Origin of the sequence: Streptomyces sp. XY431 (assembly GCF_001279805.1) — a bacterium.
GTDB classification, from domain to species: Bacteria; Actinomycetota; Actinomycetes; order Streptomycetales; family Streptomycetaceae; genus Kitasatospora; species Kitasatospora purpeofusca.
Genome location: NZ_LGDO01000116.1, coordinates 97,805 through 118,327 on the forward strand (window position 1 = coordinate 97,805; position 20,523 = coordinate 118,327).

A 20,523-nucleotide genomic window follows, 5' to 3' on the forward strand; every position below is an offset into this window, starting at 1 on the left:
TACCGGTGCCTTTTGACGGCCTAGGACCGGTCGGGGGCGACCGGTCCCGCCCGGTAACGGACCGGTCGCACCCAGAACAGATCGTCGAACGAACATGTCTGCATCCGATATATTTCTCAGTATGAACGCCGCGTCAACGCTCACCGCCCGGCTGCTCGCCGAGCGCCCCCGACCGCGCGGCATAGCCGACCACCGGTACGCCCACTGGCTCGCCGTCGGGACCGTCTGCCTGGGGGCGTTCCTCGGCCAGCTGACGGCCAGCGTCACCGCGCTCGTCTACCCGGCGCTCCAGCGCCGGTTCGATGCCGGGTTCGCGGCCGTCGAATGGGTCGCCCTCGCCTATCTGCTGGTCCTGGTCGCGCTGCTCGCGCCGATCGGCCGGCTGTCCGACCTGGTCGGCCGCAAGACCGTGTACCTGGGCGGGTTCGCCGTCTTCGGCCTGGCCTCGCTGGGGGCCGGGTTCGCCGGCGGCCTCGGCACCCTGGTCGCCTGCCGCGCGGTCCAGGCCGTCGGCGGCGCGATGATGCAGGCCAACAGTGTCGCCCTGGTCGCACGCGGCGTCCCCGGGCACGCGATGCGCCGGGCGCTCGGGGTGCAGGCCGCCGCGCAGGGCCTCGGCCTGGCGCTGGGCCCCAGCCTCGGCGGGCTGCTGGTGGCGCACGCCTCCTGGCGCTGGGTGTTCTGGATCAATGTGCCGGTCGCCGTGGTGGGCATCGTGGCCGGGTGGTTCCTGCTGCCCCGCACCCGGGGCGAGGCGGCACCGGCGCTTCCGCGCACGCGCGTCGCCGCCGGTCCCGCCGCCGGTCCCGCCGCCGGTCCTGTCGTCGGTCCCGTCGTCGGCCCCGAGCCGGACGGCGGGCGCTTCGACCTGGCCGGCCTGCTGCTGCTCGGCGGCTCCACCACCGCGCTGCTGCTCGCCCTCTCCGCCGCCTCCGGTCTGCCGCTGCCCGCCTGGGCGGTCGTCGCCCTGCTGGCCGCCGCCGTCCTGTGCGCGCTCGCCCTGGTCCGCCAGGAGCGCCGGGCCACCCGGCCGATCCTCGCTCCCGGCCTGGTCAACACCCCCGGCGTCCGCCCCGGCCTCGCGGTCGCGCTGATCGGCTACCTGCTGCTGTTCTGCCCGCTGGTCCTCGGCCCGGTGCTGCTCGCCGAGGCGGGACTCCCGACCGCGCGCTCCGGCCTGGTGATCACCGTGCTCCCGGCTGCGTTCGCGGTGGCCGCGACGGTCGGCGGCGGGCTGCTGCCGCGCGGCTGGTCCGACGTCGCCCGCTGCCGCTGCGGTGCGGCCCTCGCCGGGGCCGGACTGCTCGGCTGCGCGCTGCTGCCCGCCCTGGGCGTGCCCGCGGTGCTGCTGGCGGGCCCGTTGCTGGTGGTCGGCAGCGGTCTCGGCCTGCTGCTGCCGGCGAACAACGCGCTGGTGATGCGGGCGATCCCGGCGGAGTGCTCGGCGGTCGGCGGCGGCATGGTCAACATGGCCCGCAGTCTCGGCACGGCGCTCGGCACCGCGCTGCCGGTGCTCGGCGTCCACCTGGCCGGTCCGGCGGTGGGCGGTCGGGCGGTCCTGCTGGTGCTCGCCGTCGTCGCGGGCCTCGCCGTCGCGCTCGCCCGGCCGGTGCGGCGGCGCTGAGCGGCGGTCCGGGGGCGCGGGTACGGACACGGCAACGGCCGGGGCGGTGGACGGGAGTTCCGTCCACCGCCCCGGCCGTGCTGTGCCGTGGTGCGGGTCGTTCGGTCGTGCCCTACCGCCGGGGCGGCTCAGGAGGCGGGCACGCCCGGGGCGGCGCCGCGATCCTTGAGCATGTCGGTGATCAGGCCGATCTCCGAGGTCTGGCCGATCACCATCGACTGCGCGAGCCGCTTCTCCGACTCGTTGTGCGCCATGTCGACATAGCCCTGGGCCATCTCCACCCCGCCCTTGTGGTGCTCCAGCATCAGCTGCAGGTAGAACACCTCGGCCTCCCGCCCGCTCAGCGAGCGGAGCTTGGCGAGCTGGGTGGTGGTGGCCATGCCGGGCATCAGCGAACCGTCGTGCGCCTGGTAGTCGGCGCCGTGCCCGTGCCCGCCCATCGCCATCCAGGCCATCGGCTTGGCCGGGGAGTGCTGGGTGAGCCCCCACTGGTCGAGCCAGCCCATCATCATGCCGCGCTGGTTGGCCTGGGTGTTGATGATGTCGAAGGCCAGCGTGCGGGTGGGCTCGTCCGTGGTCCGGTCCCGGACGATGAACGACAGGTCCACCGCCTGCTGGTGGTGGGTCGCCATGTCGCGGGCGAACCCGGCCTCCGGGGAGTCGTCCGCCGGCACGCTGAGCGAGGAGGAGGTGCCGGAGGCCGAGGTCCCGCCCGCCACCAGGGCCGGTACCCCGAGCGCGAGGGCGAGCGCGGCGGCCAGCGCGGCCGGCCACCAGACCCGTCGCCGCGAGGGCGCCGGGGCGTCCTCCGGGACGGCGTCCTCGTGCTCGCCCGCTTCGGCGGCGGTCACATCTGCCCCATCGAGCAGGAGGCGCCCGGCTCCTGGGTCTGCTTGCCCTGGACGTACTTGGTGAAGAACTGGCTCACCCGGGGGTCACTGGCGCTGTCCACGACCAGCTGGGTCGACCAGGCGTTCAGGGTGATGGTGCCCTTCTCGTCCGGGTACGGGCTCATCAGCGAGTACGGGGTGGCCTTCACCTTGTCGGAGAGGGCCTTGATGTCGTCGGGGGTGGCCTTGCTGTTGTAGGTCACCCAGACCGCGCCGTGCTCCAGCGAGTGGACGGCCCGCTCGTTCTCGACCGGCTGGTCGTAGACGGTGCCCATGCAGTCCAGCCAGACCGCGTTGTGGTCACCGCCGACCGGCGGGGTCTGCGGGTAGGTGACCTTCTCCTTGACGTGGTTGCGGCTCAGGTCGCCGAAGGTCTGGACGCCGTCGATCGGGGCGGCGGCAGCGGCGGCCTTGTCCTTCTTGTCCTTGTTGGCGTCGACCACGATCCAGGTGCCGGTGGCTATCGCGGCGATCACCAGGACACCGGCGACCGAGCTCGCGAGGATCTTGTTGCGGCGGTCGCGGCGCTGCTCGGCGGCGCGCAGCTCGGCGATCCGGGCGCGGCGGTCGGTGCTCGTCTGCTTGGCGCTCGGCTTGTTGCCCTGAGCCTTGTTCGACTGCTTGGAGGCGGAACCCATGAAGTGTCCTTGTCCCCACCGCGCATCGGGCACGGCGGTCTGAAGAGGTGGTGGGAGGGGGCGGATCCGTCGGTCCCGCCCGCCCGGCGCGTGTTGGGCGGCGGGGGAGGGTCGGGGCCGGCGGCGGGTTCCGCTCAGGACCGGTGCACTTGGAGTTTGTGCAGGTCGGGCACGGGGTGCGGCCCGACCAGCAGTCCGGCGGGCACCACCCGGGGCAGCACCTCGGCGGTCTCCGGCCGGGGTGCCGCGGCGGGTTGCTGGTGCGGCGGCGGGTTGGGGAGCTGGGCGTCCTGGGCGCAGTACGGGTGGCTGGAGCAGCCGTTGTTGCGGTGCGGCGGGTCGCCGTCGACCGAGCACCAGGTCCAGTGCCGGTGGCTCTCCGCGCGGAGGCGGTCGCCGAGGGTCTGCGGCGCGGTGGCCGGACCGGTGGCGGCGGTGCCGAGGAGGTGCGGGGGTGCGTCGGCCCGGGGAACGGCGACGAGTCCGGTCGGCGGGCCCACCGGGGGGTCGGCCGGGACGGTCACCGGGAAGCCGGACCGTTCGGCCGTGGCCGCCTTGGCGTGTGCCGCGCACGGGAGCGCCGTCAGCAGCCCGACCAGCAGCAGGATCCACAGCACGCCCACCGGGCGGACCGCGAGAGCGGCCCTCCCCGGCCGGGGTGTGCTGGGGGCCGACGCGGTCATGCGCACATTTAATCAGCCGAACGAGTGAAGCGAGCCCCCTCCCCGGTTCTCATTTTCGGGCGCGGAGCCGCCTGAATACCCCGGAAACACCCTGGTCCGGGCGGTTCGGGCGACTGCGGGAGGAACGGAAGCGAAACGGGCGTCGAACCCGGTGATCGGTATCGGCCGATGTGTGCGTGGTTGTCGCCGAAACCCGGACAGCGTCGTTGCACTTGGGGACAATGACGTCGAGCCCGGCCCGCCCGGGGGCGGCGCACGAAGCAGCGAGCAACGAGCAACGAGCAGCAGCGATCAGGAGCCGCCAGATGACCGAACAGGGTGCACCCGCGCAGCAGCAGCTCCGGCCGGGCGACGGCTGGTGGGACACGGTCTACGCGGGCCCGGCCGGCACCCTCCCCGACACCCCGGACGCCGGACCGGGGGAGGGCAGTGTCGACGACTGGTTCGAGACGGCGGCGGGACTCATCGGGCAGCAGCGGGGCGCGGACGGGGGGCCCGCAGGGCCTGCGGAGCCCGGGGAGTCCGGGGAGCCCGGGGAGCCCGAGGCGGTGCGGGCCGACCAGGAGGTGCTGGAACGGGACAGCATCGACGACTGGTTCGACACCGCCGTCGGCGTGATCGCTCCGCAGCGCCCGGCGGACGAGGCTCCGGGCGCCGACGACACCCGCCGCTTTCCCGCTCCCGCCTGGGCGGACGCGGGGTCGGCGGCCTCGGCCGAGCTGCCGGAGGCCGTGGACGCGGCCGCCGAACCGGCTCCCCGGGTGCCCGAGCCCCGGGCCGAGCCCGATTCCGTGACCGCCTCGGAGGCGGAGCAAGTTCCGGAGCCGGAGCCGGAGCCGGCGGCCGAAGCGGTTGCTGCGCCCGAGCCCCAGCCCGAGCCCGAAGCCTCTGAACCCGCACCCGAGTCCGCACCCGCACCCGAGTCCGCACCCGCACCCGAGTCCGCACCCGCACCCGAGTCCGCACCCGAGCCGCCCGCCCCGCGGCCGGACCCCCGCCCCGGACGGGCCGGTTCCGCGCCGCCCGTGCCGCACGTCGGCGAACGCCCGCCCACGTACGGCCCCGAGCCGACCGCCGTCCCCGAGGCCGACCCCGGTGCGCTGGGCGGCATCGTCGCCGACACCGTGCTGGAGGGGGCCCAGTACGCCGCCACCACCCTGCGGGCGGCCTCCGTGCGCGGCGACTCCGCCCGCTACCGGGGCGAGCCCCGGCGGGACTCGCTGCTGGTCACCCGGTTCGGCGAGGGCGCGGACGGGCTGCTGCTCGCGGTGCTCGGCGGGTTCGACCACTCCGGCCCGGCCGCCGAACTGGTCGCCACCGCGAGCGCCGAGGCCTGCCGCCAGCTCGCGGGCGCGGTCGGCCGCAGCCGCGAGGGCCTCGCCGCGGACCTCCGCGACGGCGCCCGCGACCGCCTCCGCTACGGCCTCCAGCGGCTCGCGCTCAGCGCCGTCGCTCCGCTCCGCGCACTGGCCCCGGTCGGTGCGGCGGACGGCGCGGCGGACCGGGCGGCGGACGGGGAGGACGAGCCGTCCCCCGCCTCGCTGCACTGCCTGCTGGCCTCGCTGGACCCGGAGGCCGGGTACCGGGCGGCGTTCGGGGTCGGCCCGGGCGGGCTGTACCTGCTGCGCTCCGGCCACTGGATCGACGCCTACGCGGCCCGGCTGCTGCACCACCCCGACGGCCAGCCGCCGGTGCCGGAGTCCCCGGTGCCGGGCCCGCGCCCGTTCCGCTTCCGGATGGTCCCGGCGACCCCGGGGGACATTCTGCTGCTCTGCACCCCGGGGCTGGCCCGTCCGGTCGCGGACGAGCCCGCCGTCGCGCACTTCCTGGCCTCGCACTGGGCGCACCCGCACCCGCCGGGCACCGTGGACTTCCTCCGCCAGGTCCAGGTCCGCGCCAAGGGCTACACCGACGACCGGACCGCCGCCGCGATCTGGACCGAGTGATCCCTCCGCGGGGGGCGGGCCGGAGGGGTCAGGCCGCGGCGGGGCCGAGCAGGGAGGCGCAGGCGGTGCCGGCGAGGCGGTGGGCGCGGGAGCGGTCGGCGCCGGGCAGGCCCAGGGCGAGCGGGACGGCGAGGCCGTCGAGCAGGGCGCGGATCTGGATCGCGCGCTCGGTGGCGTCCCCGGGGGCGAAGCGGGCGGCGGCGGTGCCCTCCTCGATCAGGGCGACCAGGTCGGCCTGCCAGGGGCCCTCGATCTCCAGCTGCCCCTGCCGCAGCTCCTCGCTGGCGGGGGACCGGCCCCACACCTCGACCCAGAGGATCCAGCGCGGGTCCCCGGGGCCCTCCGGCAGGTACAGCGCGGTGTACTCGTCCAGCCGCCCCCGGACGTCGCGGGCGCCGTCGGCGAGCATCTCCCGTCGGCGGGCGCCGAGCTGCTCCTCGCTCCAGCGGAGGGTCTCCAGCAGCAGCTGGTCCTTGCTGCCGAAGTAGTAGAGCAGGTGGCCGGCACTCATCCGGAGCTGCTTGCCGAGGCCGGCCATGGTGAGTTTGGCGAGCCCGTGCTCGGCGATCGCGGCGCGGGCGGTGGCGAAGACCTCCTCGCGCGGGCGGGCCGGTCGGCGCGGGCGGGCGTCGGCCATCGGTGCTGTTCCTCCGGGGTTCGGTAGGGGTTTCACGATACCGACCGTGTCCGGCGGGCCACGGAGCGGGAGGTCGGCCGGTTCGACCTCCCACTCCTTTGGGTACGTACCGATCGGGACGTTCCCGATCCGAGGAGGTGGCCCGATGGTCGCACTGATCCTCCTGTTCGCCGGCTTCGCCGCCCTGGTGGCCGGTCTGGCGGTGTTCCTGCACCGGCGCCGCAGCGGCCCGACCGAGAACCTCGACGGGCTGCTGGCCGAGCAGGAGCGGCTGGCCCAGCTACGGGCCCTCCGCTCCTCCTGCAGCTCGATCGCGATGCACAGCACCCACGGACTCACCACCGACGACCTGGGGAGGTACCACCGGTAGCGCCCCGGCGCCCGGCCGGATCAGGCCTTCGGCTGCTGCTGAGTGATGCAGTGGATGCCGCCGCCGTTGGCGAAGATCTCGCGGGCGTCGACCAGTTCGACCGTGCGGCCGGGGTAGGCCTCGGCGAGGATCGCGGCGGCCTCCTGGTCGCGCGGGTCGTCGAAGGCGCACAGCACCACGGCGCCGTTGGCGACGTAGTGGTTGATGTAGGAGTAGTCGACCGGCTCGCCGTCCTCGTCCAGCAGGACGGTGGGGGCGGGGAGTTCGAGGACCTCCAGCGGGCGGCCCTGGGCGTCGGTGGAGGCCCGGAGGATCGCCACCAGTTCCTGGCACACCGCGTGGTCGGGGTGGGCCGGGTCCGGCTGGACGTGGGCGACGACGACGCCGGGGCGGACGAAGGAGGCGACGATGTCGATGTGGCCGCGGGTGCCGAACTCGTCGTAGTCGCGGGTGAGTCCGCGCGGCAGCCAGATCGCCTTGGTGGTGCCGAGGAAGGCGTGCAGCTCGGCCTCGACCTCCTCGCGGGTCCAGTCGGAGTTCCGGCCCTCGCCGAGCTGGACGGTGTCGGTGACGAGCACGGTGCCCTCGCCGTCGACGTGGATGCCGCCGCCCTCGTTGATCAGCCGGGAGGCGAAGCGGCGGACGCCGGTCAGCCCGGTGATGTGCTCGGCGATGTGCTGGTCCTTGTCCCAGCGGGCCCAGCCCTGGGCGCCCCAGCCGTTGAAGATCCAGTCGGTGGCGGCCAGGCCGCCCTTGCCGTCGATCAGGAAGGACGGGCCGATGTCGCGCATCCAGGCGTCGTCCAGCGGGCGCTCGACGATCTCGACCTGCTCGGAGACGTACTTGCGGGCCTCCTCGGTCTCACCGGTGTTGACCACCAGGGTGACCGGCTCGTACCGGACGATCGTGTTGGCGACCGCGGCCCAGGCCTCGCGGCCGGTGTGCAGGTTCTCCGGGGTGTCGAAGGTCGGGTTGGTGGTGGGGAAGGCCATCCAGGTCCGGTCGTGCGGATGCCACTCGGCGGGCATCCGGTAGCCGAGCGAGGCGGGGGCGGGGGTGGTCATCGCGAGGTCCTTCGGTGGAACGGGTGGGTGAGGGCGTGGAAAGTGCGGTCGGAGGAGGTGCGGGTCAGAGGAAGTAGAGGCGGCTGAGCGAGACGCTCTCGGCCGGTTCGGAGCGCAGCGGGTCGCCGTCGAGCGAGACCAGGCCGGTCTCCGTGACCTCGACCTGCCCGGTGCGGGCGTTGCGCACCATGTCGCGCGGGCCGATGCCGCGGGTGTTGCGGACGCCGACCCGGCGGCGCCGGGTGGGCAGGCCGTCGGCGGCGCGGTCGAGGTAGGCGCCGTCGGCGGCCGCCCGGGCCACGAAGGCGACCGAGAGGTCGGCGGCGGTGGCGCCGTGGGCGCCGAACTGCGGTCCCAGGACGAGGGGTTCGCAGCGGTCGGTGGAGGCGTTGGGGTCGCCGACCACGCCGTAGGCGGGGAAGCCGGCCTTGAGGACCAGCTGCGGCTTGGCGCCGAAGTGGTCGGGGCGCCACAGCACGATGTCGGCGAGCTTGCCGGTCTCGATCGAGCCGACCTCGTGCGCGAGGCCGTGGGCGACGGCCGGGTTGATGGTCAGCTTGGCGATGTAGCGCAGCACCCGCTGGTTGTCGTCGTCGGGTCCGTCGCCCTCCATCGGGCCGAGTTCGGCCTTCATCTTCCCGGCCAGGGCGAAGGTGCGGCGCACGGTCTCGCCGGCCCGGCCCATGCCCTGGGCGTCGGAGGAGGTGATGCCGATGACGCCCAGGTCGTGCAGCACGTCCTCGGCGCCCATGGTGCCGGCGCGGATCCGGTCGCGGGCCATCGCGGCGTCGCCGGGCAGGTCGGTCTTGAGGTCGTGGGCGGAGACGATCATGCCGAAGTGCTCGCCCAGGGCGTCCCGGCCGAAGGGCAGGGTGGGGTTGGTGGAGGAGCCGATGACGTTCGGCACGCCCGCCATCTTCAGCACATTGGGCACATGGCCGCCGCCGCAGCCCTCGATGTGGAAGGCGTGGATGGTCCGGCCGTCCAGCACCCTGAGGGTGTCCTCGACGGACAGGCACTCGTTGAGGCCGTCGGTGTGCAGGGCGACCTGGACGTCGTACTCCTCGGCCACCCGCAGCGCGGTGTCCAGGGCGCGGGTGTGCGCGCCCATGTCCTCGTGCACCTTGAAGCCGGACGCGCCGCCCTCGACGAGGGCCTCGACCAGCGGGGCCTCGTCGGAGGAGGAGCCGCGGCCGAGGAAGCCGATGTTGACCGGCCAGGCGTCGAAGGCGTTGAAGGCGTGCCGCAGCGCCCAGGGCGAGTTGACGCCGACGCCCCAGACCGGGCCGAACTCCTGGCCGATGATCGTGGTGACGCCGGAGGCGAGCGAGGCCTCCATGATCCGCGGCGAGAGCAGGTGGACATGGGTGTCGACGGCACCGGCGGTGGCGATCAGGCCCTCGCCGGACACGATCGTGGTGCCGGTGCCGACCACCACGTCCACGCCGTCCAGGGTGTCGGGGTTCCCGGCCCGGCCGATCGAGGCGATCCGGCCGCCGACGAGGCCGATCGAGGTCTTGCGGACGCCCTGGACGGCGTCGATCACCAGCACATTGCTGATCACCACGTCACAGGTGTCGCGGACGGCGGCGGGCTTGAGGTGCAGGCCGTCGCGGGCGGTCTTGCCGAATCCGGCCAGGAACTCGTCGCCCGGCCGCTGGGAGTCCGACTCGACCCGGACGACAAGACCGGAGTCGCCGAGCCGGATCCGGTCCCCGGCGCGCGGGCCGTGGACGGAGATGTAGTCGTGCGGGGTGATGGACGTCATGACTCCACCTCCGCGTCGTCGAAGCCGGTGAGGTAGCCGGTGGCGCGTGCCTTGGCGAGGGCGGACTCCTTGGCGCCGGGGGCGTCGAGCGGGCCGTCGACCAGGCCGGCGAAGCCGATCGCGACCCGTGCGCCGCCGATCGGGACCAGGCCGACCTCGACGGTGCTGCCCGGGTCGAAGCGCACCGAGGAGCCGGCCGGGACCGCGAGGTGGGTGCCGTAGGCGGCGGCGCGGTCGAAGGCCAGTCGGGGGTTGGCCTCGAAGAAGTGGAAGTGCGAGGTGACGGAGATCGGGACGCCGGAGGTGTTGTGGACGGGGAGGACGACGGTCTCCTCGACCGGGTCGTAGCCGGCGCCGTCGCCGGGCAGGGCGCCGCCGGGTGCGTCCTCGCCGAGCGAGCCGGCGCCGCGGAACGGGTCGTCGACCACGGCCAGGCGGGTGCCGTCGTCGAAGACCGCCTCGACCTGGACCACGGTGACCACGTCGGGCACACCGGGCAGCACGTCGGCGGCGGTGAGCACGGAGCGGCCGGCCTCGACGGCCTCGGCGAGGCGCCGGCCGTCGCGGGCGGCCTCGCAGACGGCGTCGGCGATGAGCGCGGTCGCCTCGGGGATGTTGAGCCGCACGCCTCGGGCGCGGCGGGCGCGGGCCAGCTCGGCTGCTGTGAAGATCAGCAGCCGGTCCCGCTCGGTGGGGGTCAGTCGCACGGTTCCTCGCTCGCGGTCGCCAGGAGAGGGTGAGGGCTTTTAGAACGGCGTTCAAACACCTCCGGCCATTGAACCCGGAGCCGTCCGCCCTGTCCAGCCTTGCCGCTCGCGCGCCGTTCGGCACACGGGACGCGTCCGGTCGCCCCGGGGCGGGGCTCGCTCCGGCCCCAGGAACCCGCCCGCGACGGGGCTCGCACCGGCCCCCGGAACCCGTCCGGGGTCCGGAAGCCGCCCGTACGCTTCGCAAACCTGTCCGGCGGGGGCGGCTGGATCACGCGAACCGCCTCGTGCCCCTTTCACCCCAGGTGATCGCCCGCGCACTGTTCCAAATGCCGAAAGGTGGGCATGACGATGATTGGTCAGTACCAAAGGGGTCGACCGACCGGCGGGGGCCCGGATCGGAGGCCCGGAGCGAGGGTGGGGGCAGGGGTGATGGACGGTCAGTCGCGATTCCCGCGGCAGCGGACGAGTTCGGGGGGCGCCTTCCGGATCACCGGAACCGGCCAGGGCGCTCCGGCGGCCACATCGGGCGCCGTGGGCGCGGCGGGCGTCGCCCGGCCGGGCGTACCGGCACCGGGGTGCGCGCTGAACCGCCGGCTCCACCTGGCACTGGAGGCCGCCGACCTGGTCGCCGTCGGCGCGGTCCGCCACCGGCTGCGCGCCGCGCTCGGCCACTGGGGCGTGCCCGAGCTGGCCGACACGGCCGAGCTGCTCACCTCCGAGCTGGTCACCAACGCGCTGCAGCACACCGGCCGGGGCGCGGTCTTCGACGCGGTGCTCACCGGCGACCAGCGGCTGCGGATCGAGGTCCAGGACGGCGAGGCCGGACTCCCCGGCCGCCGGCGCGACCCGGAAGCGGAGTACGCCACCTCCGGCCGGGGGCTGATGCTGGTCGAGGCACTCGCCGACTCCTGGGGCGTGCAACTGCGCGGCGACGGCAAGGTCACCTGGTTCGAACTCGCCACCGCCGAACTCTGACTTCCGGGCCCACCGTTTGTCGCACGAGCACTGTTCGCGACCGAACGATGCCCGTAAGTGAAGGTGAGCGGCAAGATTTCCGGCCCGTTGCCATTGCCGCTCGGCCGAACATTGGCCAGGATGGTGGGAATGTGTGCCCACGAGCGAGAAGCGGCGGGAAACTCCTACCGTCTCGACCGATGACCGCCCGTCGGCGCGCGACCGTCGAGCACCACCCATCACACCGCCACGCGGCCCGTCCGGACGGTCGGCGCGGTCCGCCACGGCAGCGGCAGGAGCAGCATGCCCACAGAGCCCGAGTCACCGGGGCCGGCCCTCCCGTCCGGTCCGCCCACGACCGGCTCCGGACGGGCCAGGCCCCCCGCACAGGCGGCCCGGCGGCACGCGCTGCGCACCGCCCCCGGCCTCGCCGCCGGCCGGCTCGCGCCGATGCTCTCCGGCGGCCTGCCGATCTCCCCGGGCGACTCCACGCCGGACTGGCTGGAGCCGGCGATGGCGGCCAACGGCATCGGCTCCTTCGACTGGGACATCCGCCGCGACATCCTCGAGGGTGACCAGCGGGCCTGCACCATCGTCGGCCTGGACTCCGCCGAGAAGGGCCGCTTCGACCGCAGCTCCGCCTCCTTCCTGGCCCTGCTGCACCCCGAGGACGCCCCGGTGGTGCGCCGCCGGGTCGAGCGCGCGGTCGCCGAGCTCGGCCAGTGCGGCGCCTACTACCGGACGGTCGGCCCGCACGGCACCACGCGCGCCGTCCGCTTCCGCGGCCGGGTGCTCGCCGACGCCTTCGGCCGGGCCTCCCGGATGGTCGGCTTCGTCTGGGACGCCACCGTCGAGCTGCACAAGCGCGACCGCGCCGACCGGCTCGCCCTGCTGCGCGAGGAGCGCTCCCGCTTCATCAAGGAGGCCGCCCGGGCGCTCTCGGAGGCGGTCACCGTGCGCGACGTGGCCCGGGTCTTCACCGAGCTGCCGCTGCCCGGCCTGCCGCCGGACGGCCTCGTCCTGGCCTCCTTCGAGGCCGGCCGGGTGCAGATCATCGGCGCCTCCGGCTACCGGCCCGAGGAGCTGGCCGGCTACGACCGCTCGGTGCTGCCGCCGAGCCACCCCGCCGCCGAGGCGCTGCGGGGCCGCGCCCCGGTGTTCTGCGCCAGCCGCGAGGAGTACCGCGAGCGCTACCCGGACGTCTGGGAGCAGGCCCGCCGCACCAGCCGCAGCTCCTGGGCGTTCCTGCCGCTGGTCGCCAGCGGCCGGGCGATCGGCGTCTGCGTGGTCAGCTTCGACGACGACCGCCAGCTGGACGCCGACGAGCGCACCCTGCTCTCCACCCTCGGCGGCCTGGTCGCCCAGTCCCTGGCCAGGGCCCGGCTGCACGACGCCGAGCACGAGCTGGCGGCCGGCCTGCAGCGGGTCATGCTGCCGCGCACCGTGCCCTCCGTACCCGGGGTCACCACCGCCGTCCGCTACCTCGCGGCCGGCTCCGGGCTCCAGATCGGCGGCGACTGGTACGACGTGGTGCCGCTGCCCGGCGGGCACGTCGGCCTGGTGATCGGCGACGTCCAGGGCCACGACGTGCACGCCGCCGGGATCATGGGCCAGCTGCGGATCGCCCTGCGCGCCTACGCCGCCGAGGGCCACCCGCCCGCCGCCGTGATGGCCCGGGCCTCCCGCTTCCTCGCCGACCTGGACACCGACCACTTCGCCACCTGCACCTATGCCGAGGTGAACGTCGACTACGGCGTCGTGTACGCGGTCCGGGCCGGCCACCTCGACCCGGTGGTGCGGCGCGCCGACGGCACCGCGAGCAGCGTCCCGGTGGCCGGCGGGCTCCCGCTCGGCATCGCCCCCGACGAGGAGTACCGGGTCACCCGGTTCAGCCTGGACCCGGGCGAGACGGTGCTGCTCTGTACCGACGGCCTGGTCGAGGCGCGCGACATGGACCTCGACGAGGGCATCGCGCGGCTGACCTCGGTGCTCGCCGAGCCGCTCGCGGACGCCACCCGGACCGGCCGCGACCCGCTGGAGGAGCTGGCCGACCGGATCGCCTCGCAGGCCGCCGACTCCAGCGAGCGCGAGGACGACATAGCGCTGCTGCTGTTGCGCTGGGACGGCCCCGAGGGCGGCCTGGCCGCCCAGCAGCTGCGCCGCCGGATCGGGCAGGCCGACCTGGCCCGGATCGCGGAGGTCCGGGCGGAGCTGCGGGACGCGCTGCGCCGCTGGGGGGTCGCCGACCTGATCGACACCGCCGAGCTGCTCTCCTCCGAGCTGGTCACCAACGCGATCCGGCACACCGACCGGGACGCGATGTTCACCGCCCGGCTCTACCGGGAGCCGGCCGCGGACGGCGGCCGGGCCCGGCTGCGGGTCGAGGTGGAGGACGAGTCGGACCTCTGGCCGACCCGCCGCACGCCGGGGGAGCAGGCTTCCTCCGGGCGCGGGCTGATGCTGGTCGAGGCGCTGGCCGACGGCTGGGGCGTGGAGCCCCGGGGGTCGGGCAAGCGGATGTGGTTCGAGCTCACGGTGACGCCGGCCGAGTGACGTCGGGGGAGTGACGCCCGGGGTGCGACGCCCGGGGTGCGACGCCCGGGGTGCGACGTCCGGGGTGCGACGTCGGGGAGCGCGGCCCCCGGGGAGTACTGCCCGGGGGCCCTGCGGCGGCCTCGGTGTCGGCTTCGGTGTCGGCCTCACTGTCGGCCTCGGTGCGGGCCTCGGCCTCAGCCGAACTGCTGCTCGAGGTCCTTCAGCTTGCGCTCCAGCGAGTCCAGCCGGGGCAGTGCCACGGTGTCGTCGTCGGGCGTGAGGTCGACGGTGCGCCGTTCGGGACGGGCCGGCAGGCCCGCCTGTGCCACCGCTCCCTCCACGGCCTCGGCCCGTCCCGACGCCTCGACCGCGGGCCGGTCGGCGCTGCCGGGGCCGCCCGGGCCGCCCGCTATGGCGGACTCCGGGCCGGGCTCCAGCTGCCGGGAGGACGACCCGGACCCGCCGCCGCGCGGGCGCCAGACGCTGTGGGTGCGGTTGATGGCCCTGATCTCGGCCCGCTCGCGGCGCCCCGCGAGTTTGCGGCGCTCCTTCTCCCTGGCGTTCTCGCGCTTGTCCTCGCGGACCTCGTCGACCGCCTCCTCCAGGCTCCGCACGCCCTCCAGCAGCATCAGCGACCAGGCCGCGTAGGTCTCGCGGGGGGCGCGCAGCCAGCGGACGATCCGGATCTGCGGCAGCGGACGGGGGACCAGGCCCTGTTCGCGCAGCGCGGCCCGGCGGGTCTGCTTGAGGGCCCGGTCGAACAGCACGGCGGCCGAGAGCGACATCCCCGCGAAGAACTGCGGCGCGCCGGCGTGGCCGAAACCGCGCGGGGCGTGCACCCAGTTGAACCAGGCCGAGGCGCCGGCGAACAGCCAGACCAGCAGCCGGGAGCCGAGTGCGGCGTCGCCGTGGCTGGCCTCGCGCACGGCGAGCACGGAGCAGAACATCGCCGCCCCGTCCAGGCCGAACGGCACCAGGTACTCCCAGCCGCCGGACAGGTTGAGGTTCTGCACCCCGAACCCGACCAGACCGTGGAAGGAGAGTGCGGCCGCGACGGCCGCGCAGCAGAACAGCAGGGTGTACGAGGCCCCGCCGTACAGGGACTCCTTGCGGCGGCGCCGTTCCTCGGATCGCTCCCAGGAATCGGCGGCGGTCCCGCCGCCGGATCCCCGGCTCCGGGCCAGGGCCACCAGGAGCGCGCTGACCAGCAGCGCGGCAACGCCGGTGACGGCCCAACCGAGCGGTATGTCGGACAATTTCATCGCCTGGACCAGCCTCGCTTTCCTGCGTCGCAATTCCTGCGTCGTGATGGCGGGGACCATCATGACGGATGCTCGGCCGGAGAATGGCTGATTCGCTGTCAATGCGCTGACGAGAGGGATTTCTGGCGAGGGATAAGTCGCATTGTCATATAGATATCGATGGGGAATTCCCGCATTTCCGGGGGTTGTGGCCCGGCGGGGCCCCGCACCGTCGTCAACCTCCGTCAACCCCGCGTGACGCGGGGACAGCCGGCGCACATTGCCTCGGCCCGGGCGGTGTAGACGAGGCAGCAACTGGCCCGGCACCGGTCGGAGCGTTCGGTGCCGCCGGACGCGGGGCCGGTGAAGCCGGCGCCCGGCGTGAAGGGCGCGCACTCCGGCGCCGGGCGGGCGGTCCGGGGATCCGGCGGCCCGGACGCCCCGGCCGCGCCGGGCGCGAACAGGGCGGCGAGCTCCGTCCGGGCGCGCTCCTCCTCGCCGAGCAGGCCCCCGGCGTACCAGAGGCCCTCCACCACCGCGTCGGTGGCCATCGCCCACAGGGTGCGCGGACCGCGCCGCACCTCGGGGCGGAAGGCGTCCAGCACCGGGGTGAGGAAGTCCGCCAGCGCCGAGCGGAGCCCGGCGGCCAGGGCCGCCTCGTCGGGGACCGTGCGGGCACCCGGCGGGGGCATGGGCGGGACGGCGGTGGGGACGGCGGCTGCGCCCGGGGCCGCCGGATCGTCCGGCAGGCAGAGGAAGGCGCCCGGGCGGACCGTCAGTTCACCGGTGCGGCGGCGGACCGCGATGTCGCCGGGCGCGAGCAGCGGCACCCGGCGCTCCAGGAACCACGGCAGGGTGAACAGCAGCGCGACCGGCCAGACGAACCGGTGCAGCCCGATGCCCGCCGCCACGTCGGGGCGCAGCGGCTGCCCGTAGCGGGCCAGGCCCTGTCGGGCGTCGTGCGAGATCAGCTCGCGCAGCGCCGCCGGCCGGGCCACCAGGTCGGCCCCCGCGAGCCAGCCCCGGCCGCTGCGGGGCGGGGCGCAGCGCACCCGGAGGGCGGGGAGCACCTGGCCGAGCCGCCGGTACGCGGTCGGGCCGGCGGCAGCGGTGCCGTGGGTGGTGGCGGTGCCATGGGTGGTGGTGAGGGTGGCGGTGCTGCGGGCAGTGGCCGGGCCGGCGGGTCCGGTGCCGGGACCGGTCCGTCCGACGGCCGTCGCCACGGGGGTGGGCCAGGTGCTGTGCGCGCTCATGGTGGGCCCCATCGGGTCGACCGGGCCGCGCCGGACCGCCCGGTCCGCGCCCGGGCCGGGGCCCGCCCGCCGCCGGCGCGCCCGGTGTGGCGGGCGCGCCGTGGCGCCGTCGCGCCGTACGTCCGGACCCGGCCGGCCGGGGCCTGGCGGAGCCCGGGAACGGCAAGGCGAACCTGGCCGGGGCACTGCTCGACCCGGCCAGGTTAGGCTCACCTTAGCTGATCGGGCCCCCGGCCTGCCTCCCAATGCGTCCGTCCGGGGGAGCGCCCGGCGCGCGCCCCGCGCCCAGTTGGCGGGCGAGCCACACCGGCACGCCCCCGAGCGCCTGCACCAGCCGGGTCGCCTCCGCCCGCAGCCGGGTGGCCTCCTCCGGCTCGGACACCTCGGCCAGCGCCGCCAGCGCCGGGGCCACCCCGACCGTGAAGCCCAACTGCTCGCGCAGCCGCAACGAGGCGTCGAAGCCCTCCCGGGCCCGCTCGTGGTCCCCGGCGGCCAGCGCCAGCGCGGCCAGGTGCCGCCAGGTCGAGGAGCGCAGCAGTTCGTCGCCGCGCTCCCCCGCGCCCTCGTGGGCCCGGCGGTAGGCGATCCAGGCCGCCGTCGGGTCGCGCAGCAGGTTCTCCGCCACCAGTCCCCGGCGGAAGTCCAGCAGCGGCCGGCCCGGTGCGTCCGGCGGCAGCAGCGCCGAGGTGCGGCCGAGCGCGGCCTGCGCCTCGTCGAGACGGTCGCGGGCGCCCAGGACGCTGGCCACGTACGCCAGGAAGCCCCGGGCGCAGGCGGCCGCCGCGCGCTGCTCGGTGGTGGTCACGGTGGCCTCGGCCAGTCGCAGGGCCTGCTCCGCCTGGTTCCAGTGGGCGGCGGTGAACAGGCACTGCTCGATCAGGAGTTCGGCCCTGATCAGAGCTGCCGCCGGGTCGCGTTCTGCGGCCGGCCGCAGCAGGTCGGCGGCCTCCCGCCAGCACGCCCGGGACCGCAGCCGCCATACGGTGTCCCCCGGCTCCGGTGGCGCTGTGCGCCCCGGTGCGTCCTGACCGTTCGGGCCCCATCCGTGCTCCGACAACGCCACCTCCTTGTGTGCGCCATCCAGCAGGACGCGGGCCCTCCCCGTCCGTGGCACGACACACCACAGGCCCGCGTTGTGGCGGCAATTCAACACGGGGGCGAGCTTGTGCACCAGATCACGAGCGGAGGTTGTTGCGCGCGGCCGGGTTTTCGTCTAAACGATCAGCGGCCGGTCGGTCGGGGCCCGAACGAGGCCTCAGGACGTCCAGCCGGTCTCCATCAGGGCCTCCGCGGCGCCGTTCGCGGGCTGCGGCACACCCGCCAGATCCAGGCTGAACAGGGCCACCAGCAGCTGCTCGCCGCGCACCGTGGCCTGGTGCGAATAGCCCGCAAGAGTGAACATCGCGGCGGCCATCTCCTCCGCGTGCAGGGTCTGCAGCCACAGGCACTCGACCGACTTCACGTCGGCCGGCTCGGTCCAGGTGTCCACCTGCGCGACCATCCGGCCGCCCAACAGGGTCACACCGTCGCGCTCCTGGGCCTCCGTCAGCTCCAGGTCGTCGAAGCCCAGCCACTCCAGGTAGCGGGCGGCGGTGAACACCGCGTCCTGCGAGGTCCGCACCGGGTGCGGGCGGAACGGCGCGCGGCGCCGCCACTGCGCGGCCTGCCCGCCGGACCCGGGGGCCGGCGGCGCCGCGGCGGGCGGGGCGTCCAGGGAGTGCGCGGGGCGGGCCGGGTGCGGGTGGGAGGCCCGCGGCCCGGCGGCGGTACCCAGCGGGCCGGCCGCCGCCCCGCTGCCCAGCCGGGTCGTCCGGTCCACCGGGAGCCGCACGGTGGCGCCGCAGTTGCAGGTGAACTCGGGTTGCGGCCACTGGTCGGAGCGGCCGCAGTGCGGACAGCGCATGCTCAGCCAGGAGTCCTCCCACGACCGGAACCGCACCTGCACCGGCACCCCGCCGCGCAGCAGCGGCACCTTGAGCGAGGCGCCGCACGGGCAGGGCAGCGAGGGCGGCTCGTAGAGGTGCTCCCGCCGGCAGGCGGGGCAGCGGATCGCCCGGGCGCCACCCGCCGCCCCCGGGCCGCGCCCGGCCGGGTCGTGTCCGGTGAAGTCGTCGGGCAGTCCGGCCATCGCGGGGTACCGTCCGTTCGAATCGGGGGCGGAGTGACGTGTCCCATGCTCCCCGAAACCCGGGAGGCGCGGCGCGGAATGCGGCAATCCTCAGGGACGAATCAGGGGTGCGCGCCCGAATCCTCGCCGGTGAGGAGGAGGGCGGTCCCCCTCGGGCGGGAGTCCCGCCCCGGCCGGCGGCGGACGGCCGGGCTCCGGTGGCGCCCTGCTGGTGCTCCGGTGCCGGTCCGGCGCCGGGCGGGTGTCACCCCGCGCCCCAGCGGGCGAGGTCGGCGGGCGTGTCCAGGTCGTCCGCGGAGGCGACGTCGGCGCACTCGACCGGGACCAACTCGTCGGCGTGCGCCGCCAGCAGGGCCCGGGCCCCCGCGTCCCCCCGCGCGCCCGCCGCCGCCTCGGCGAGGTACCCGGCCCCGATCAGCACCGGGTGCCCGCGCCGCCCCCCGTACGTCGCCGCGGCCAGACCGGCCCCGGCCCGGTGCGCGGCCAGCAGCCGGGCCACCGCGGCCGGGCCCACCCCCGGGGTGTCCACCAGCATCACCAGCACCGCCGAGGACCCTGCGGGCAGCGCGGCCAGACCGGCCCGCAGCGAGGAGCCCATGCCGCTCGCCCAGTCCGGGTTGGCCACCAGCCGGCAGTCCGGCAGATGGGCCGTGGAACGCACCCGGTCCCGGTCCGCGCCCAGCACCACCGTCACCTCCCGGCAGCCGCCCGCCCGGGCCGCCGCCGCGGCGTGCTCCACCAGCGGCCGCCCCCGGTACGGCAGCAGCGCCTTCGGTCGTCCGCCCAACCGCCGCCCGCCCCCGGCCGCCAGCACCAGCGCGGTGACCGCGTCCCTCTGTTCCATGTGCCCAGCCTGCCCGGCCCGGCGGCCGGGGCGACAGTCCCGCCGCCGGGTGTTGGACGATCGCACGAGCGGGGGCGGCGGCGAGTGGCCGCGCCCCGGCGGTTCGGCCGCTGGTGCTCCCGCCGCAGGGCCCCTGTACTGGGCGGATGAGCAGCGCGTCGAGGAACAGTGCGTCGAGGAACAGTGCGCCGGGGGCGGCCCCGGGAGCGGCCGCCGCCGCACCGGACCACGCCGTCGGGGAGCACATCGGGGCGGTGCGCCCCCTGGTGGACCGGTACGGGCGGGTGCACACCGATCTGCGGGTGTCGCTGACCGACCGGTGCAACCTGCGCTGCACCTACTGCATGCCCGCCGAGGGGCTGGACTGGCTGCCCCGGGCCGAGGTGCTGAGCGACGACGAGGTGGTCCGCCTGGTGCGGATCGCCGTCCGCCGGCTCGGCATCACGGCGGTGCGCCTCACCGGCGGCGAGCCGCTGCTGCGGCGCGGCCTGCCCGCCCTGGTCGGGCGGATCGCCGCGCTCGGGGCGGAGGTGTCGCTGACCACCAACGGCATCGGCCTGGCCAGGACCGCCGGGGCGCTGCGCGCGGCCGGGCTGCACCGGGTCAACGTCAGCCTGGACACCCTGCGCCCCGAGCGGTACGCCGCGCTCACCCGCCGGGACCGGCTCGACGACGTGCTGGCCGGGCTGGCCGCCGCCCACGCGGCCGGGCTCGCCCCGGTGAAGGTGAACGCGGTGCCGGTGCGCGGGGTCAACGACGACGAACTGGCCGAGCTGCTCGGGTTCGCCGTCCGGCACGGCTACCGGATGCGCTTCATCGAGTCGATGCCGCTGGACGCGCAGGGCGCCTGGGACCGCGAGCGGATGGTCACCGCGGACGAGATCCTGGCCCGTCTCGGCGAGCGCTTCGAGCTGCACCCGGTCGGCCGGTCCGGCAACGCCCCGGCCGAGGAGTGGCGGATCGCCGGGACGGACGCGGTGGTGGGCGTGATCGCCTCCGTCACCCGTCCGTTCTGCGGCGGGTGCGACCGGGTGCGGCTCACCGCCGACGGGCAGCTGCGCAACTGCCTGTTCGCCACCGAGGAGTCCGACCTGCGCGCGCTGCTGCGCGACGGCGCCGACGACGACCGGGTGGAGGCCGCCTGGCGGGCCACCATCGCCCGCAAGGGCCCCGGCCACGCCATCGGCGGCGCGGACTTCGTCCGGCCCGCCCGTCCGATGTCGGCCATCGGCGGCTGA

At 75.5% G+C, this 20,523-nt stretch carries 18 protein-coding genes; 6 read left to right on the plus strand and 12 right to left on the minus strand.

The annotated features are described in order from the left end of the window. Nucleotides 1-121: 121 nt before the first annotated feature. Complete coding sequence (locus ADK60_RS14935) at nt 122-1,624, plus strand: MFS transporter (RefSeq protein WP_199839669.1); 1,503 nt, start codon at nt 122-124, stop codon at nt 1,622-1,624. A gap of 128 nt (nt 1,625-1,752) precedes the next feature. On the opposite strand, the gene ADK60_RS14940 is transcribed toward ADK60_RS14935, so the two are convergent. The 3 genes from ADK60_RS14940 to ADK60_RS14950 all read right to left on the minus strand — a co-directional run bounded on the left by ADK60_RS14940 (nt 1,753) and on the right by ADK60_RS14950 (nt 3,835). After that, entirely contained in the window at nt 1,753-2,475 is a 723-nt protein-coding gene (locus tag ADK60_RS14940) for a DUF305 domain-containing protein (protein WP_078896395.1), read from the minus strand. After that, the gene (locus tag ADK60_RS14945) at nt 2,472-3,152 is read right to left on the minus strand and encodes a thioredoxin-like domain-containing protein (RefSeq protein ID WP_053646343.1); all 681 of its coding nucleotides are present in this window, start codon (nt 3,150-3,152) and stop codon (nt 2,472-2,474) included. Before ADK60_RS14945 ends, ADK60_RS14940 begins: the two co-directional genes overlap by 4 nt. Before the next feature lie 134 nt (nt 3,153-3,286). Then, entirely contained in the window at nt 3,287-3,835 is a 549-nt protein-coding gene (locus ADK60_RS14950; protein WP_159400446.1) for a hypothetical protein, read from the minus strand. Between the two features lie 305 nt (nt 3,836-4,140). On the opposite strand from ADK60_RS14950, the gene ADK60_RS14955 reads away from it, so the two are divergent. Continuing rightward, nucleotides 4,141-5,781 (plus strand): PP2C family serine/threonine-protein phosphatase, encoded by a 1,641-nt coding sequence (locus ADK60_RS14955; protein ID WP_053646347.1) that lies wholly within the window; start codon nt 4,141-4,143, stop codon nt 5,779-5,781. A gap of 28 nt (nt 5,782-5,809) precedes the next feature. Here the strand turns inward: ADK60_RS14955 and ADK60_RS14960 are convergent, their stop codons facing one another. Further along, nucleotides 5,810-6,418 (minus strand): TetR family transcriptional regulator C-terminal domain-containing protein, encoded by a 609-nt coding sequence (locus tag ADK60_RS14960; RefSeq protein WP_053646349.1) that lies wholly within the window; start codon nt 6,416-6,418, stop codon nt 5,810-5,812. Between the two features lie 145 nt (nt 6,419-6,563). Between ADK60_RS14960 and ADK60_RS14965 the strand changes: the two genes are divergently transcribed. Then, nucleotides 6,564-6,788, plus strand: coding sequence for a hypothetical protein (locus ADK60_RS14965; protein ID WP_053646350.1), 225 nt, complete (start codon nt 6,564-6,566; stop codon nt 6,786-6,788). Between the two features lie 20 nt (nt 6,789-6,808). Here ADK60_RS14965 and ADK60_RS14970 read toward each other — a convergent pair whose 3' ends face one another. From ADK60_RS14970 to ureA, 3 genes are all read right to left on the minus strand, one after another. Next, nucleotides 6,809-7,852 (minus strand): agmatine deiminase family protein, encoded by a 1,044-nt coding sequence (locus ADK60_RS14970; protein ID WP_053646352.1) that lies wholly within the window; start codon nt 7,850-7,852, stop codon nt 6,809-6,811. A 64-nt stretch (nt 7,853-7,916) separates the two neighbouring features. After that, nucleotides 7,917-9,620, minus strand: coding sequence for an urease subunit alpha (locus tag ADK60_RS14975; RefSeq protein ID WP_053646354.1), 1,704 nt, complete (start codon nt 9,618-9,620; stop codon nt 7,917-7,919). Then, entirely contained in the window at nt 9,617-10,327 is a 711-nt protein-coding gene (gene ureA / locus ADK60_RS14980; protein WP_045939407.1) for an urease subunit gamma, read from the minus strand. The genes ADK60_RS14975 and ureA overlap by 4 nt, the downstream gene beginning before the upstream one ends. 534 nt (nt 10,328-10,861) lie before the next feature. Between ureA and ADK60_RS14985 the strand changes: the two genes are divergently transcribed. After that, nucleotides 10,862-11,305, plus strand: coding sequence for an ATP-binding protein (locus tag ADK60_RS14985; protein ID WP_234325919.1), 444 nt, complete (start codon nt 10,862-10,864; stop codon nt 11,303-11,305). Nucleotides 11,306-11,587: 282 nt separating this feature from the next. Further along, nucleotides 11,588-13,837 (plus strand): ATP-binding SpoIIE family protein phosphatase, encoded by a 2,250-nt coding sequence (locus tag ADK60_RS14990; RefSeq protein ID WP_052708985.1) that lies wholly within the window; start codon nt 11,588-11,590, stop codon nt 13,835-13,837. 176 nt (nt 13,838-14,013) lie between these two features. On the opposite strand, the gene ADK60_RS14995 is transcribed toward ADK60_RS14990, so the two are convergent. The 5 genes from ADK60_RS14995 to ADK60_RS15015 form a co-directional block, all read right to left on the minus strand. Beyond that, nucleotides 14,014-15,081 carry a DUF2637 domain-containing protein gene (locus tag ADK60_RS14995; protein ID WP_053646356.1) on the minus strand — a complete coding sequence of 356 codons (1,068 nt, stop codon included), beginning with the start codon at nt 15,079-15,081 and terminating at the stop codon, nt 14,014-14,016. Nucleotides 15,082-15,305: 224 nt separating this feature from the next. Next, nucleotides 15,306-16,313, minus strand: a complete 1,008-nt coding sequence (locus tag ADK60_RS15000) for a (2Fe-2S)-binding protein (protein ID WP_107094609.1) — start codon at nt 16,311-16,313, stop codon at nt 15,306-15,308. Between the two features lie 214 nt (nt 16,314-16,527). Next, nucleotides 16,528-17,370: a hypothetical protein gene (locus ADK60_RS15005; protein WP_079008371.1), complete on the minus strand. Its 843-nt coding sequence runs from the start codon at nt 17,368-17,370 to the stop codon at nt 16,528-16,530. 198 nt (nt 17,371-17,568) lie between these two features. Next, nucleotides 17,569-18,441: a hypothetical protein gene (locus ADK60_RS15010; RefSeq protein ID WP_234371088.1), complete on the minus strand. Its 873-nt coding sequence runs from the start codon at nt 18,439-18,441 to the stop codon at nt 17,569-17,571. A 244-nt stretch (nt 18,442-18,685) separates the two neighbouring features. After that, nucleotides 18,686-19,285 (minus strand): nucleotidyltransferase family protein, encoded by a 600-nt coding sequence (locus ADK60_RS15015; RefSeq protein ID WP_053646357.1) that lies wholly within the window; start codon nt 19,283-19,285, stop codon nt 18,686-18,688. Nucleotides 19,286-19,431: 146 nt separating this feature from the next. Here ADK60_RS15015 and moaA point away from each other — a divergent pair, with 146 nt between their 5' ends. Then, nucleotides 19,432-20,523, plus strand: a complete 1,092-nt coding sequence (gene moaA, locus ADK60_RS15020) for a GTP 3',8-cyclase MoaA (RefSeq protein WP_079008372.1) — start codon at nt 19,432-19,434, stop codon at nt 20,521-20,523.